Source organism: Streptococcus respiraculi (genome assembly GCF_003595525.1).
In the GTDB taxonomy this organism is placed as follows: domain Bacteria; phylum Bacillota; class Bacilli; order Lactobacillales; family Streptococcaceae; genus Streptococcus; species Streptococcus respiraculi.
Genome location: NZ_CP022680.1, coordinates 1,744,684 through 1,760,461 on the forward strand (window position 1 = coordinate 1,744,684; position 15,778 = coordinate 1,760,461).

General features: G+C 43.3%; 15 protein-coding genes, 1 pseudogene and 1 riboswitch. Of the genes and pseudogenes, 6 read left to right on the forward strand and 10 right to left on the reverse strand.

Translation table 11 applies throughout. The features are described from left to right. Positions 1-47: 47 nt before the first annotated feature. From ppc to CHF41_RS08445, 4 genes are all read right to left on the reverse strand, one after another. A complete protein-coding gene (gene ppc / locus CHF41_RS08430; RefSeq protein ID WP_119876848.1) occupies positions 48-2,744 on the reverse strand; it encodes a phosphoenolpyruvate carboxylase in 2,697 nt (898 codons plus the stop codon). Between the two features lie 36 nt (positions 2,745-2,780). Then, positions 2,781-4,001: a cell division peptidoglycan polymerase FtsW gene (ftsW, locus tag CHF41_RS08435; RefSeq protein ID WP_119876849.1), complete on the reverse strand. Its 1,221-nt coding sequence runs from the start codon at positions 3,999-4,001 to the stop codon at positions 2,781-2,783. Positions 4,002-4,182: 181 nt separating this feature from the next. After that, on the reverse strand, positions 4,183-4,554 hold the full coding sequence (locus CHF41_RS08440; protein ID WP_119876850.1) for a DUF4430 domain-containing protein: 372 nt from the start codon (positions 4,552-4,554) through the stop codon (positions 4,183-4,185). After that, positions 4,535-5,041, reverse strand: coding sequence for a hypothetical protein (locus CHF41_RS08445; RefSeq protein ID WP_119876851.1), 507 nt, complete (start codon positions 5,039-5,041; stop codon positions 4,535-4,537). The genes CHF41_RS08440 and CHF41_RS08445 overlap by 20 nt, the downstream gene beginning before the upstream one ends. 129 nt (positions 5,042-5,170) lie before the next feature. Here CHF41_RS08445 and CHF41_RS08450 point away from each other — a divergent pair, with 129 nt between their 5' ends. From CHF41_RS08450 to lysS, 5 genes are all read left to right on the forward strand, one after another. Continuing rightward, positions 5,171-6,016, forward strand: a complete 846-nt coding sequence (locus CHF41_RS08450; protein ID WP_119876852.1) for a glycoside hydrolase family 25 protein — start codon at positions 5,171-5,173, stop codon at positions 6,014-6,016. A gap of 26 nt (positions 6,017-6,042) precedes the next feature. After that, positions 6,043-6,138: riboswitch (TPP riboswitch) on the forward strand. Positions 6,139-6,202: 64 nt separating this feature from the next. Further along, complete coding sequence (gene thiT, locus CHF41_RS08455) at positions 6,203-6,760, forward strand: energy-coupled thiamine transporter ThiT (RefSeq protein WP_119876853.1); 558 nt, start codon at positions 6,203-6,205, stop codon at positions 6,758-6,760. 171 nt (positions 6,761-6,931) lie between these two features. Further along, entirely contained in the window at positions 6,932-7,774 is an 843-nt protein-coding gene (locus CHF41_RS08460) for a DUF368 domain-containing protein (RefSeq protein WP_119876854.1), read from the forward strand. After that, complete coding sequence (locus tag CHF41_RS08465) at positions 7,774-8,250, forward strand: aminoacyl-tRNA deacylase (protein ID WP_119876855.1); 477 nt, start codon at positions 7,774-7,776, stop codon at positions 8,248-8,250. Before CHF41_RS08460 ends, CHF41_RS08465 begins: the two co-directional genes overlap by 1 nt. A gap of 117 nt (positions 8,251-8,367) precedes the next feature. After that, complete coding sequence (gene lysS, locus CHF41_RS08470; protein ID WP_119876856.1) at positions 8,368-9,858, forward strand: lysine--tRNA ligase; 1,491 nt, start codon at positions 8,368-8,370, stop codon at positions 9,856-9,858. A gap of 134 nt (positions 9,859-9,992) precedes the next feature. On the opposite strand, the pseudogene CHF41_RS10230 reads toward lysS, so the two are convergent. The 6 genes and pseudogenes from CHF41_RS10230 to CHF41_RS08495 form a co-directional block, all read right to left on the reverse strand. Then, positions 9,993-10,139, reverse strand: a pseudogene (locus CHF41_RS10230) (hypothetical protein); the annotation flags it as partial. Between the two features lie 15 nt (positions 10,140-10,154). After that, the gene (locus tag CHF41_RS08475; RefSeq protein ID WP_119876857.1) at positions 10,155-10,538 is read right to left on the reverse strand and encodes a hypothetical protein; all 384 of its coding nucleotides are present in this window, start codon (positions 10,536-10,538) and stop codon (positions 10,155-10,157) included. Between the two features lie 21 nt (positions 10,539-10,559). Next, entirely contained in the window at positions 10,560-10,838 is a 279-nt protein-coding gene (locus tag CHF41_RS08480) for a hypothetical protein (RefSeq protein ID WP_119876858.1), read from the reverse strand. A gap of 208 nt (positions 10,839-11,046) precedes the next feature. Further along, on the reverse strand, positions 11,047-12,291 hold the full coding sequence (locus CHF41_RS08485; RefSeq protein ID WP_119876859.1) for an ABC transporter permease: 1,245 nt from the start codon (positions 12,289-12,291) through the stop codon (positions 11,047-11,049). Beyond that, a complete protein-coding gene (locus tag CHF41_RS08490) occupies positions 12,292-12,987 on the reverse strand; it encodes an ABC transporter ATP-binding protein (protein ID WP_119876860.1) in 696 nt (231 codons plus the stop codon). Beyond that, positions 12,950-14,125 carry an efflux RND transporter periplasmic adaptor subunit gene (locus CHF41_RS08495; protein WP_119876861.1) on the reverse strand — a complete coding sequence of 392 codons (1,176 nt, stop codon included), beginning with the start codon at positions 14,123-14,125 and terminating at the stop codon, positions 12,950-12,952. Before CHF41_RS08495 ends, CHF41_RS08490 begins: the two co-directional genes overlap by 38 nt. Positions 14,126-14,358: 233 nt before the next feature. On the opposite strand from CHF41_RS08495, the gene gorA reads away from it, so the two are divergent. Next, entirely contained in the window at positions 14,359-15,708 is a 1,350-nt protein-coding gene (gene gorA / locus CHF41_RS08500) for a glutathione-disulfide reductase (RefSeq protein WP_119876862.1), read from the forward strand. The last annotated feature ends 70 nt before the right edge of the window (positions 15,709-15,778 follow it).

Sequence of the window (15,778 nt, forward strand, 5' to 3'; positions counted from 1 at the left end):
TTTTTAGCAAATAGACAAAAAAATCGGTAAAAACCGATTTTTTGTTCTTAACCTGAATTCCGTAAACCAGTTGCAACACCGTTGATAGTAATATGAATCAGACTTTCCTGTTCCGCACTTAATTCTCCACGACGGAGGCGATTAATCAATTCAATTTGAATGTAATTCAAGACGTTGAAATACGGCATGCGATAGGCAAGACTGGATTTCAAGGATGGCAATTCTGCCAGCAATTCGTCATTTTGCTCAATTTCCAGAATCACATTCTTGGTCAATTGCCATTCGTCTAATATTGTATGGAAAATCGCACGCACTTCTTCGTCTTCACACATTTTCGCATATTCAAAAGCGATGTTCATATTGGACTTGGAGAGAACCATGTCGACATTTGATAAGAGAGAACGAAAGAATGGCCAGTTTTCATACATGGTTTGCAACTTGGCTAGGTTTTCTGGAGCCTTGTCTATGAAGCGTTTGAAGCTAGAGCCAACCCCGTACCAACCCGGAAGCATAATGCGGTTTTGTGACCATGAGAATACCCACGGAATGGCACGGAGACCCCCAATTTCGGTGATGGTTTTCCGGGCTGCTGGACGCGAACCAATATTAAGACTTGACACCTCACGAATCGGACTTGCTGCAAAGAAGTAATCATAGAAATGTGGATTGCCAAAGACCAAATCACGGTAAATATGGTAGCTATCTTCAACAATATCATTCATCACCTCACGGTAGCCACCGATTTCGTTTGTGTCCACAATCATCTGGGTCACCATGCGATCCAAGGTCGCAGATACTAACATCTCAAGGTTGTAGTAGGCAGCATCTTTATTTCCATATTTGTTCCAAATCACTTCTCCTTGCTCGGTCAAGCGAATGCGGTCTTTGATTGAGCCAAACGGCTGAGAGGTAATGGCGTCGTAAGACGGACCACCACCACGACCAACTGTTCCACCACGACCATGGAAGAAGGTAATTTTCACCCCGTATTCCTGACCGATTTGGGTCAATTCATTCTGGGCCTTATAGAGAGTCCAGCCAGATGACAAATAGCCACCGTCCTTATTAGAATCCGAATAGCCCAACATGATTTCTTGGTAGTTGTTGTTACCTGCAATCCAAGACTTGGCAACGTCTAGCTGCAAGTAATTGCGCATAGTGGTAGGCGCATTGTCCAAATCTTCAATCGTCTCAAAAAGGGGCACAATCTGTACACGCGCACGCTCAGCATCAACCAAGCCAACTTCTTTTAAGAGAAGAGCCAACTCCAGCAAGTCAGAGACGTGTTCAGAGTGAGAAATGATATGCTGTTTGATGACCTCTTCACCCAACTTATCTTTCAACTCACGGGCTGCTGCAAAAATCGCCAATTCCTTTTCCAGCTGCTCAGATTTCGGAATGTGAGTTGCAGACAAAATCCGTGGATCTTCCACCAATTCCTTGAGCAAGATCTGACATTTTTCTTCTTCTGATAAACTACTATAGTCATCGACAATCTTCGCTGACGCTAGCAACTCAGCCACACTTGCTTCATGAATACTCGAATCCTGGCGCATGTCGATACTTGCCAAGTAGAATCCGAAAGCTTCAATGGCTTCTAGTAACTCGGTCAAGTCCCCTTTTAAGAGGGCCCCACCTTTATTTTCTTCCAAGGATTCTTTAATCGCAATGATATCCGCCTTAAATTCACGGACATTGGCATAGCGTTCATCGCTTTTTTGGTCGTGAATGAGGTAATCCCGGGTATTCCCTAATTTCATTTGGATGTAATGAAAGGCTCTACGATAAGGCTCATATTCACGATAGACAGACGCATCTGCCGACAAATCTGCCAGAGCCTGAACGGCAGGACTGACTGCTACAATCTTGGTAGATAGGGAAAAATTACGGTAGAGTTTTTCCAGCTGCTCATGGTAGTAATTCATAATGACCTCACACTGGGTCAATGCTGACAATTTCAAAGTCTCAGCTGTTACAAATGGATTGCCGTCACGGTCTCCCCCAATCCACATGCCCATAGTAATCGGACGCGGATTGACTAGCTCAATGCCGCGTTCAGCCGCAAGATTCTTGTACTCGCGTTGCAATTTGGTCACTGCTTCGATGAAGGAACTGTTGTAGTAGTCCATGACATTGGTGATTTCATTGGTCACCTTAAGCTTCTTCTCACGGATCATCTCGGTCTGCATGATGATTTCCACGTAGCAGCGCAACTCATCCAGCCACTTAGCCCGATTGATAAGACCTAGCTTAACGTCACGATAGCGACGGAGCAATTCATGGATATGCTTTGTCAAATCAAGCATGGACTGGCGTTGCACCTGAGTCGGGTGAGCTGTTAAGACGGGCACCACATTGAGATTTTCCAGAATTTCAGCTGCATCTTCACGCTCAGCAACCACATCAATGGTCGTTGAAATTTTTCCGAGGTAATCTTGACCTAGGTTGTTTTGGTGATTGATTTCATAAGCCAAATCGACATCTTCTGAAATGTTAATCAAGAGTGGTAAGACCGCGAAATAGCGAGCAATCACTTCCAGTTCATCGTTAGTCAATTGGCTGATAATATCCATTAGCTGGCTGTAGTCATCCTGCTTTGAGAGGTCTCCAAGTTCGATAATCTTATCAAATGCTTCTTCTGACATCAGCTGACGGGCTACATCTTGTAAGATATCCGTCAGAATGCCGACTTCTTCTTGGATGGTTTCCTTGTTGGTGTAGTTTTCTAATTTTTGAATCGTCATATCTTCCTTTTCTCCTACCTATTTTTCCTAGTATTCCTAAACCATAGTTCGTTCAATCTCTTCTTGAATCAACTCGCGTTTTTCATTGGCATCAATATTGAGCACAAAGGCTATTCCAATAGAAATGATGAGCAAGCTATTTCCCCCCTGAGAAATAAAGGGAAAAGTTACACCTGTCGCTGGAATCAAACCCGCAATCCCTCCGATATTGACAAAGGTCTGAACGAGAAGCATGCCAGCTACTCCAAATGCCATCATAGCATTAAAGGAATTTCTAGCCCGAATCCCCACGACAATAATCCGCAAAATCAAAAAGAACAAGAGAGCCAAAATCAGACTGGCACCAAAGAACCCCAATTCTTCAATGACAATCGAAAAGGCAAAATCCGTATGGGCTTCTGGTAGATAACCTTTTTTTTCAATCGAATTGCCCAAGCCTAAGCCAAACCAGCCACCATTGCTCATGGCATAGTAAGAATTGGTCAACTGCAAGCCTGATTCTGTCGCATTTTCAAAGGGATTAAAATACGCCGCAAACCGTCTAGCAATATAACCAAAGAGTGGAATCTTTGCCACCACCTCAACACCAAGCATTCGGATAGAGCCAAGGAGTAAGGCAGAGACTGAGACGAGCCCAATCAGCCCCGTTGAAAACCAGCGATAGCCGATTCCACTGCTCGTAATCATAATCATCATAATCAAGGCAACAATCACCGCATTTCCCAAGTCGGGAAGCGAAGCAACTAGACCTAGAGACAGCAGACTCACCATCCGCCAATCGTTTAACTTATTAGGAATCCAGCGCCCCTTGGTCAGAGCTTGATAGTCATATTTTCGAATATCACCTTGAATCTTGGCAAACTGATGTGCTAGATACCAAACAATCAGCAATTTTAGGTATTCAGCTGGCTGCAAACCGATAATTCCCTTAGGTCCTAAGCGAATCCAGCCATGGGCACCATTGACTGCATCAAAAAAATGGGAAATAATTAGCAAAAATCCATTGATTAAGAGCGTTATAGAAATCAAGCCCGATCTACGTAGAAAGCTCAATTTCATGCGATAAATGATAGCAATAGCGACCAAGCTAAGCACCCAATAGCCAGCCTGACTGAGCAAGAGTTTAAACGGATTTCCTCCATTTTGAACCTGCAAAGCACTAGTCGTAGAGTAAATCATAATCAAGCCAACGACTGATAAAATTAAATACGGAATTAAAATAGAATAGTTCAGCAAATGCTGTTTATCAATTTTCATCTATTCTCCTAAGCATCTTCTAGAGTATTGCTCTCATTATACCATATTTCCCTAGTAAATACGGAAAAATCTGACAATTTTAGGGAAAAGCGTTTCCAAGTATTAGCCCAAGTGTTAGCAATCCCCTTCGCAAACAAAATACCCAGTCATCTACTGGGTATCCTCTTCTCCTATTTACTGGTTACTGGAAAGTTTGCAGGTAGAAGGCAATCGTATCGCCATCTGAGACATGCATTTCCTTGGCACCTTTTGGAGCTAATTCGTCATTGACATCATACATCCAATAGGTGTTTTTTTCTGGATTCTGGCTGACCTCATCAATAGAGGTCACTAGACCATCTTTTTCTTCAATTTTGTGGTGGTCTTCTAGAATATCCATCACCGAGTCATCTTTTTCAAATGTCACCTTTTCCTCAACAACTTTATTATCTGGGAAAGTAACTTTCAAAGTCGCTGTATAGGTTTGCTCTGTTTTTGAAGCGGTTTGTGGTTGGCAAGCTACTAAAAAGAGACCTGCGATGACGGTTATGACGCTAAACATCCATTTTTTCATAAGGGTAATATCTCCTAAATATAGAATAAATAATGGGGTAGAATAAAACAGTTGAAATGCTATGTAACACATCAAACGATAGGCCGTTTAACCAATAGAGAATCGGATTTGTCCCGAATTGCCAAGCAGTTGGAAGGCTAATCGAAAAACCATAGAGGAATAAGATGATTCCTGCAAGGATACTTTGTAACTCAATCCCCAACTTCCCCTTTCGAATAAAGGGAATCACAAGGATACGCCACAAGAGCATGACGACAGCAAAACTCGCTATCTGCCAAAAAACGACTAGGCCAAATCCAAATATAAGACTGCTTCCCAACATGGTCAAGGCCATAACCCAGAGGCTATCACTCAAGGGTAAAAAGCAAAGACTAACTAGAAAGATAGCCGAAATCGGCTTGATATTTGGTAGGGCTCCAAATGCAGCACGAAGCGCAATCGATAGGGCTGCTAGAATGACAATCTGGCTGATTCGTCTCGTCGACATGATACATAGTACTCTCTCTTTTATTTCCTTTTCTAGGGTAACGAATTCTCAGCCCGCTGTCAAGATAAATTCTTCTGCTTTCAGCTTATTTTTTTGATTTTTCCCTCTATTTAGGATAGAATAGGAGCAATGAGAAAGAAAATACATCCTATCCTTGTTGCCTTGTTTTTCCTCTGTTTTACAGGGATTATTCTTACAACAAAAGCAACGCTTCAAGAACAAGACAAAGACAAGCAAGAAGTTGTTCAACAAACAGGTGACAGCACACCGACCAAGCCGAGTTACCATGCCAGCGCCATTCATATCACCAATGCGCTGGACATGAAACCGATTATCGATGTCTCTGGCTGGCAACGTCCATCTGATATTGACTACGATACCCTCTCCGCCAACATATCGGGTGCTATTATTCGTGTACAGAGTGGTTCGCATACCCGAAAGGATAACAACGCATCTGACGAAAAGGGAATTGACAAGCATTATCAGACCCATATCAAAGAATTTCAAGCACGTGGCATTCCCGTCGCCGTCTATGCCTATGTCACTGGAAATAGTGTGGAGTCTATGAAAGAAGAGGCCAAATCCTTCTACGAAGCCTCCTACAAGTTCAAACCGACCTACTACTGGCTCGATGTCGAAGACAAGACCATGGAGGACATGAATGTCGGTGTCGAAGCCTTTCGCCAAGAGTTGGAAGACCTCGGGGTGAAAAATATTGGAATCTACATCGGGACCTACTTCATGGCAGAGCACAATATCTCCGTAGATAAGTTTACAGCTCTTTGGATTCCGACCTATGGCACCAATTCAGGCTACTACAATGCGGCTCCTGAAACCAATTTAGATTACGATTTACACCAGTATACCTCTGTCGGCTCTCTCAACGGATTTGCCCACCATTTGGACCTCAATCTGATTACGACTCTTAAAGATCCAAATGAAGTTTATCAAAAATTGTTTACAAACCCAGAATAATATGCTATACTAACCGTAATTAAATACCTATCACAAAGGAGTGCTTCGGCTGAGATCGCATCTGCGAAATCCTCGAACCTGATCTAGTTAACACTAGCGTAGGGATTGTGTTTGAAACGATACTTGTTTTTCACTCGTATTATCAAAGACCAAGGCTCCTTTTGTGAAGAAAAGGAGTCTTTCTTTATGTCCAAAAATCTCAATGCCCTCGTCGAAGTTGCTCTCTTTGCAGCACTTGCCATGGTTCTTTCTTTCATCCCCGATTTCATGGGCTGGTTCAATCCGTCCTTCGGTGCCATTCCCTTAATCTTAATTTCCCTGCGCAGAGGTGCGAAATACGGCTTACTAGCTGGTCTAATTTGGGGACTGCTCCACTTTGCTTTAGGCAAGGTCTACTACCTCTCCTTCTCCCAAGTCTTGCTCGAATACATCCTAGCCTTTCTAGCAATGGGACTTGCTGGCTATCTATCCTCCCAATTTAAACAGGCACTAAAAGAAAAAATGCAAACACAAGCACTTGGGTACGCCTTTCTAGCAGCTAGTCTGGCTGTATTCGTCCGTTATCTCATTCACTACATCGCAGGTGTCATCTTCTGGGGGAGCTATGCACCTGAGGGCATGTCTGCCTACTGGTACTCCTTTACCGTCAACGGTACAGCTGGAGGCTTGACCCTCCTTGTCGTTGTCATCGTCCTAGGCATTCTCATTCCGACCAGTCCACGATTTTTCCTGCCCAATAGATAGCGACTAATCGATTTTCCTAAATAAGATATAAATGTGGTATAATAGTATCGCTTTGAACGTTTTCTCGTCATTCAGTTTCTATCTTAACGTCGTTAACGCGTTGCCTAGTATAGTGAATGACGGTATGTTTCAGTTGATATTCTTATACCTTTTTGTTTTTTGGAGGAAATAATGACATCTTTTATTGCAAGAATTGTAAAAGGAATGATTATCGCCCTTGGCTTCATTTTACCTGGTGTTTCAGGTGGGGTCTTGGCTGCGATTTTGGGTATTTATGAGCGAATGATTCGCTTTCTCGCACATATCAGGGAGAATTTTGTCGAAAATGTTCTCTTTTTCATCCCCGTAGGAATCGGTGGTATCTTAGGAATTGCCCTCTTTTCTTACCCCGTTGAGTATCTTCTCAAGCACTATCAAGTGATTGTTCTCTGGGGCTTTGCGGGAGCCATTGTCGGAACCATTCCGAGTCTCGTCAAGGAATCCACTCAAAAGACTGCGCGCGACAAGGTGGATGTAGCGACCCTCTGGGGAACCTTTGTCATCTCTGGTCTTCTTCTCTACTTCCTCAACGATCTCGTAGGAACTCTACCTGCCAGCTTTGCTAGCTTTGTCCTAGCAGGTGCCTTGATTGCCTTGGGGATCTTAGTTCCTGGCCTTAGTCCGTCTAACCTGCTCCTTATTTTAGGGATTTACAGTCCCATGCTCAATGGCTTTAAGTCGCTTGATTTACTAGGAACATTTCTGCCGATTGCAATCGGTGGGGCACTTGCCATGCTAGCCTTTTCAAAAGCAATGGACTATGCACTTGAACACTACCACTCTCGTGTCTACCATTTCATTATCGGAATTGTCCTATCAAGTACTCTGTTAATTCTCATTCCACAAGCAGGCAATGAAGAATCCATTTCCTACGCTGGTACAGGATTTTACACGTGGATGCTCGCCATTCTCCTCTTTTCACTCGGCATTTGGCTAGGGCTTTGGATGAGTAAACTGGAGGAAAAATACAAGTAATGAGTAAGAAAAAGAAACTCAAGAAAACCTTGGTCGACCAAATCTTAGACAAGGCAGGCATTGTCCATGACAGTCTTGAAATCAATGCTCTTGAGGGAAAACTACCAGACCATGTCCTAGAGCATCAGATTTACAAAACCTTAGCCTTAACAGGTGACAAGACAGGGCCTATCATTGGAATTGTGCCCATTACCGAACATCTTTCTGAAAAAGCCCTAGCCAAAATCTCAGGTAATAAAAAAATCAGCATGATTCCGCAGAAAGACTTGGAAAAAACAACCGGTTACGTTCACGGAGCTAACAACCCTGTCGGCATTCGCCAAAAACATGCTTTTCCAATCTACATTGACCAGTCGGCCCTAGAATTGGGACAGATGATTGTCTCAGCAGGAGAAATCGGGCGATCCATTCGCATCGATAGCCAAGCACTAGCTGATTTTGTCAACGCAAGCTTTGCGGATTTGACCCTTAAATAAGCATAGAACAATGATCACAAAATCGTATATTTATCAGAAAAATTAGCTATCCTAGCTGATTTTTTTTATCTTTTGTGCTAGAATGAATGAGATAGACTTTGGAGGAATGAAACGACTATGTCAAATGAACATTTTGAAGAATTAAATGACCAACAACTAGTTCGGCGTGAGAAAATGACTGCCTTGAGCGAAAAAGGCATTGACCCATTCGGAAAGCGCTTCGAACGTACTGCCAACTCCGCAGAATTAAAGGCACAGTATGAAGAGAAATCTAAGGAAGACTTAGCTGACTTAGGCGCTACTGCTATCATCGCAGGACGAATGATGACCAAGCGCGGAAAAGGTAAGGCTGGCTTTGCCCACATTCAAGACCGCGAAGGGCAAATTCAAATCTACGTCCGTAAGGACGATGTCGGTGAAGAAAACTACGAACTCTTTAACAAGGCTGACCTTGGAGACTTTATTGGGGTTGAGGGAGATGTCATGCGGACCAATATGGGAGAATTATCCATTCATGCCCGCAAATTGACCCACTTGTCAAAAGCTCTTCGCCCGTTGCCAGAAAAATTCCACGGTTTAACAGATACAGAGACCATTTACCGCAAACGCTACTTGGACTTGATTTCTAACCGTGAGAGCTTTAATCGCTTTGTCACTCGTAGCAAGATTATCTCCGAAATTCGCCGTTACTTGGACGGACTTGGCTTCTTGGAAGTAGAAACACCTGTCCTTCACAATGAAGCTGGTGGTGCTGCTGCTCGTCCATTTATTACCCACCACAATGCTCAAAATATTGACATGGTCCTACGGATTGCAACCGAGTTGCACTTGAAACGCCTCATCGTTGGTGGTATGGAACGTGTCTATGAAATTGGTCGCATCTTCCGTAACGAGGGAATGGATGCTACTCACAATCCAGAATTTACATCGATTGAGGTCTACCAAGCCTATGCCGACTACCTTGACATCATGGACTTGACCGAGGGCATTATCCAACACACTGCAAAAGCCGTTGTCGGAGACGGACCTGTTACCTATCAAGGAACAGAAATCAATATCCACCTGCCATTCAAACGCGTCCACATGGTTGATGCAATTAAGGAACAAACGGGTGTTGATTTCTGGCAAGAGATGACCTTTGAAGAAGCAAAAACTGTTGCAAGTGAGCATAAGGTCCCTGTTGAAAAGCACTATACAGAAGTTGGTCAGATCATCAACGCTTTCTTTGAAGAGTTTGTCGAAGATACACTTATCCAACCAACTTTTGTCTACGGTCACCCCGTTGCAGTATCCCCACTTGCAAAGAAAAACGATGAAGATCCTCGCTTTACGGACCGTTTTGAGCTCTTTATCATGACCAAAGAGTATGGAAATGCCTTCACTGAGTTGAACGACCCAATTGACCAATTGGAACGCTTTAAAGCACAAGCCAAGGCCAAAGAATTGGGAGATGACGAAGCGACTGGTATTGATTATGACTACGTAGAAGCCCTTGAATACGGCATGCCACCAACAGGTGGACTCGGTATCGGAATCGACCGCCTCTGCATGCTCTTGACTGATACGACCACAATCCGTGACGTCCTTCTTTTCCCAACAATGAAATAAGGATGTCTTTATCGATTACTGAACACCTAAAAGACCCCCAGTAGCTACATACTACTTGGGGTCTTTGCTTAACCTGCTCGCTTAAAAAATCCTTTGTCCATAACTTTGTGTTATATACTCTTACTGTTCGAGCCTTACTCTACATTCCAAGCGACACCTTCGTACTGCCATCCGCGGGTCGAACGGACGTTTTTCTCGTTGGCATCTCGTGTGTAGAGGTGCTTTTTAATACCTGCGTGGTACAAACGATAAACTGGTGTCTTCCCACTTGATTTGTAGGCTTCACCCTCTTGGTTCTAACCCCGAGTCGCAAGGATTTTGTATTCGTTTGTATCCATAGTGTAGAGATGAACCTTTAGACCTGGGTGATAGAGGCGATAGACAGTAGTTCCAGAAGCGTTGTTACTAGTCCATGCTTGCCCCTCTTGGTACCACCCCCGTGTTCCAAGAACACGATATTCATTTTCGTCCATGGTATAGAGGTGAACTTTTAAATCTGGTTGATACAGGCGGTAGACAGGGCTACTTGCTGGTACAACTTCTACAGAGAATTGACGCTCTATTGGTATTCTAGGCCTTTCGAGATTTGTAGCAGGTTCATGCTTATAAGTGATATCATGCTTGGTTATATAATCAAAAAATGGTTGTGTGGAATCATTTAGATAGAGGACAAGTGCCACCTTTCCAACATTGACTGCTCTTCAGTTCCCTATTTCATCCACCTCTAAAGCATTAGCAGGTGAACTCTTCGTCAAACCATAACCATAGGTGTATTGGAAGTCTTTCAACGGTCCATCCTGTAAGGGGCGGATTTGTCCAGATTGCCCAAGGATGATTTTTCCCTGCGGTACTGTGCTTTCATCTAAATAAAATTCATTATAGTCAATGTAGGTTGTCGCTTCTGCACTTTGAATAACCACAAAAGACATACAGAAGACGGCAAATAGCGCAGTTAGATAAATAGCAAGTTTTTTCATCATCAAAAACTCCTTTATTTTTAGTATATCACATGCTCAAAAGTAATCAGATGATTATATTTAAGTTGTTCCATTTTTATCAGACAAAAGCAACCAATAAAAAAACGAACAAGATAAGACTTCAAACAGTTGAAAGATCTTATTTGTTCGTTTTTTAGACTTGAGACTATGTCTCAGCCGGATATGTTTTACTTAAAATTTAGACAGTATACTATTCATAACGAAGCGCTTCGATTGGGTCTAGCTTAGAAGCCTTGTTGGCTGGTAGAACACCAAATAGAACACCGACTGCGGCTGAGAATGCGAGACTTCCAAGCACAACTGGAAGGGAAATCACAGCCGTTATCTCGGCTCCGAGCGCCTTGGTCAGATTGATGGTAGTCACTGCTAATTGGGCGATTCCAAGGCCAATAAGACCACCAAGGCTAGTCAAGACCATTGCTTCAATCAGGAATTGCAAGAGAATATTGCCACGAGTCGCACCGAGGGCTTTCCGTAGACCAATCTCACGTGTCCGCTCTGTTACAGATACCAGCATGATATTCATAACACCGATACCTCCTACCAGTAGGGAAATACCTGCTACCGCACCGATAAAGGCAGTAATTCCTGAGAGCTGCGTATTGAAGGTCTCTAAGAATTGAGAGAAATCTTGAATATCGTATTGTGCCTCTCTGAGGTGAGTCGCACGAGTCAAGTAAGCAGCTGCTGCGCGTCCAACTTCTGAAGAGCGCGCAACATCTTCGACATGAACGAAAACTTGGGCATTTTCAGAGGCTCCAGTCTCAGCTGCAACTTGGGTATTGGTCATCAAAGCAGCACCACCTACTCCAAAGTTAGCAATACCACCACTGGTTTCTTCTTTATAGACACCAACAACTAAGTAAGCTTTATTGGCAAGACTAACCGTCTGATTGAGGGCTGATTTTGCATTGCCAAACAATTTTTCAGCAACTTGTTCATCTAGCATAATGATGCGGGCAAATTGCGTATAGTCAGTTGCAGTAAACTTACGTCCTGCTAGAAGAGAAATGTCCTTTACATCAAAGTAATTTCTGCTAACACCTGTAATAAAGACACTATCTACTTTTTTTGCACCAACACTAATTTCACCGTTGTTACTGTTGGTTGTGTAATAATTGCTGACTCCATCGACTTCAAGTAAACCTTTCAAAATACCGTCTGTCAAAGTTGGTTCTGGTTCATCCGTTACTTGCGTTTCAGAAAAATAGGTTGATAAGCCGTCTTGTTGTGTTTCTCCCTTCGTATTTGAGAAATACAGTTGCACATTATTGCGGTCGCCAGCCAAGGCTTCTGACAAGCTTCGTTTAAAACCTTCTCCCAAGGCTACAATGACCACAACAGAAGCAATCCCGATGATAATCCCTAACATGGTTAGAAGTGAGCGCATCTTGTGGGCAAGGACAGATTTTAAGGCAAATTTAATATTTTCCATCTAGTTCTCCTCCTTGCGAATATCTTCTGTAATGACCCCATCACGAAGGACGATGCGGCGTTTGGCATAGGCTGCGATTTCTGGCTCGTGGGTCACCATGATAATGGTCTTACCTTCACGATTTAACTCGGTTAAGAGTTCCATAATCTGGTCACCGGTCTTGGTATCAAGAGCCCCTGTTGGCTCATCCGCTAAAATGATGGATGGACTATTGACCAAGGCACGCGCAATCGCAACCCGCTGCTTCTGACCACCTGATAACTCAGACGGCAAATGCGTCATTCGCTCGCCTAGCTCAACCTTTTCTAAATATTGTTGGGATAGGGCCTTGCGCTTGCTAGCCGGTACACCTGCATAAATCAAGGGCAATTCCACATTTTGTAGCGCATTCAACTTGGATAAGAGGAAAAATTGTTGGAAGACAAAACCAATCTGGTTGTTTCGAACATGGGCCAACTTGTTTTCCGAAATCTGGCTGACTTCCGTATCTTCCAAGATGTACTCACCAGTTGTCGGACGATCCAAGAGTCCGATAATGTTCATCAGAGTGGATTTCCCTGAACCTGACGGCCCCATGATGGCAAGAAACTCTCCTTCTTCTACCTCCAAGTCAATATCTTTTAAAACGCGTAGTTCTTGATCTCCATTTTTATAGCTCTTATTGATGTTGGTCAGCTTGATTAGTTGTTTCTTCATTCGCTTCTACCTCTTTTCCATCTTCTAAGCTATCGTTTGGATTGGAGATGACATGATCGTCTGCTTTCAGACCTCCTGTTACTTCTTGATACATCGCATCTGAGCTACCAAGCGTAACTTCCACTTTCTGAGCTTTTCTATCAACAATGGTCCAAACAAAGTTTTTATCTCCTTCTGGCACAACTGCAGTAACTGGTACAAGGATTGATTTACTGTTATTCACCACCTCAATATTGACAGAGAAGCCTTGTTTCAACTCTCCAACTTCACTGGTAATAGCTACTTTGAATGGATACTTAGCATTTGAAGTGCCACCACCTTCACCAGGAAGAGCTGCTGAGGCTTGCCCGTTTTCAGGATAGTTTGAAATATAGGTAATTTTTCCAGTCCATACTTTATCAGGGTAAACTTTTGAGGTAATTTTCACTTCTTGATCAACTGAAATATTTGCCAAGTCATATTCAGAAAGTTCGCCTGTTACTTGTAGGCTACCTTGGTTGACAATATGAACGACCGTTTGGTTCGTGCTGGTATTTGATTTTGAAACAGATTTATTGACTTCGACAACAGTTCCAGCAACATTACTAGTCACAGTTGCTTCGTCAAAAGCTGCTTGGGCCTTATTCACTGCTGCTTGGGCATCGGCATAGGCATCGTTCAAGTCTTGCATCTGCATGTCGACAGTACGTTGCGCAGTCGCAGTCGATTTGCTATCGACAGAAGAATCTCCTGTCAAATCAACGCTCTGACCATTTACTCGAAGATCTTCAATCTGACGTCCTACCTTGTCACGGGCCCGCACCGCTGTATCGTAAGCTGCTTGTAATTCAGATGTATCATATTGAACGAGCGGTGTGCCAACTTGCACCTGATCACCTTGGGCCACCAAGACTGCGTTCAAATCTCCTTTTGAAATATCATAATAAACATATTGCTCATCAGCTGCAGCAACTGTCCCTGATAATAGTGTTGAAGAAGCAATCGATCCTTCCTTAACTGTCGTATACATCAAACTTTCTGCTGCAACAGGCGCTTCTGTCTTCTCACCTCCAAATAGTAAGGCCCCTCCAATAAGAGCAACTGCTGCCACTCCTAAACTGGAAAACAAAATAATTTTGCTTTTCTTTGTCTTAAACATATCTTCTCTCCTTTTATGATGAACAATTATTGTACTATGTATATAATACATCGATACAAGAAAAAATGCAAGCATTTTTGATACTATTTTACAAAAAAATCTATTTTTTGACTATCACTTCTGCTGACATTTACCTTACACTTTTGTAAGATTAGTGAAACGTAGCCGATTTTTGCAGGAAGTCTAAAAAAGCGTTACAATAGAAGAAAATAGGAAATTAGAAGGGAAAGCGTATGAAAACATTTGATATCATTGCAATTGGTGGAGGTTCTGGAGGGATTGCTACTATGAACCGCGCCGCAGAACATGGCGCAAAGGCTGCTGTCATTGAGGGAAATCTCCTTGGGGGGACCTGCGTCAATATCGGTTGTGTTCCCAAGAAAATCATGTGGTATGGCGCTCAGGTGGCAGAAACCCTTCATACTTATGGGTCTGAATATGGTTTTTCAGCTGAAAATATCCACTTTGACTTTGCAACCTTGAAGAAAAATCGTGATGCCTATATCGAACGATCACGAAATTCCTACAAGGGAACCTTTGAGCGCAACAAGGTTGAAGTCATCAAGGGCTATGCTCGCTTTGTCGATGAGCATACTGTTGAAGTAGGCGGAGAGCATATCTATGCTGAGAAAATTGTCATTGCAACAGGTGCAAAACCAATACTCCCAACTATTCCTGGTGGGGAGTATGCCAATGTATCTGATGATGTCTTTGCCTGGGAAAAACTTCCTGCGTCTGTAGCCGTCATCGGCGCTGGCTATATCGCTGTTGAAATGGCGGGCGTCCTCCATGCACTCGGAGTAAAGACAGACCTCTTTGTCCGCCGTGACCGTCCCCTGCGTCGCTTTGACAGCTATATTACAGACGCCCTCATGGCTGAAATGGAGCGGACTGGTCTGCCCCTACACCCTCATAAAATTCCGCAACGGATTGAAAAAAATCCAGATAGTAGCCTAACGATTTTCTTTGAAGACGGCAGCCAGCATACTGCAGAGAAAATCCTCTGGGCCGTTGGTAGAAGAGCTAATATTGATAACTTAAATCTAGAAGCTGTAGGCATCACCACTACCTCAACGGGGCATATTGCAGTCAACGAATTTCAAGAGACGAGTACCCCTCATATCTATGCCCTTGGTGATGTAACAGGTGAAAAAGAATTGACCCCTGTTGCGATTAAGGCTGGGCGCACCCTATCAGAACGCCTCTTTAACAACAAAACAAATGCTAAAATGGACTACCGCTTCATTCCAACTGTTGTCTTTTCACATCCTGCCATTGGCACAATCGGCTATACCCAGGAAGAAGCAGAAAAAGAATTTGGTGCTGAAAATGTCAAGGTCTATACTTCTGGCTTCACTTCCATGTATACTGCTCTGGGAAGCCACCGTCAAGCGGCTAAATTCAAGCTAGTCACAACTGGACCAAAAGAAAGAATCGTCGGACTTCACGGTATCGGTTACGGTGTGGACGAGATGATTCAAGGATTTGCTGTCGCAATCAAAATGGGCGCTACCAAGGCCGACTTTGATGCAACAGTCGCCATTCACCCCACAGGTGCAGAAGAATTTGTCACTATGCGGTAAAACTCCAGTGAGACAAGATGTAACCATCAAATTTTGTTTCTCCGTGTGACAGCCGATAGAAAAAGGATTG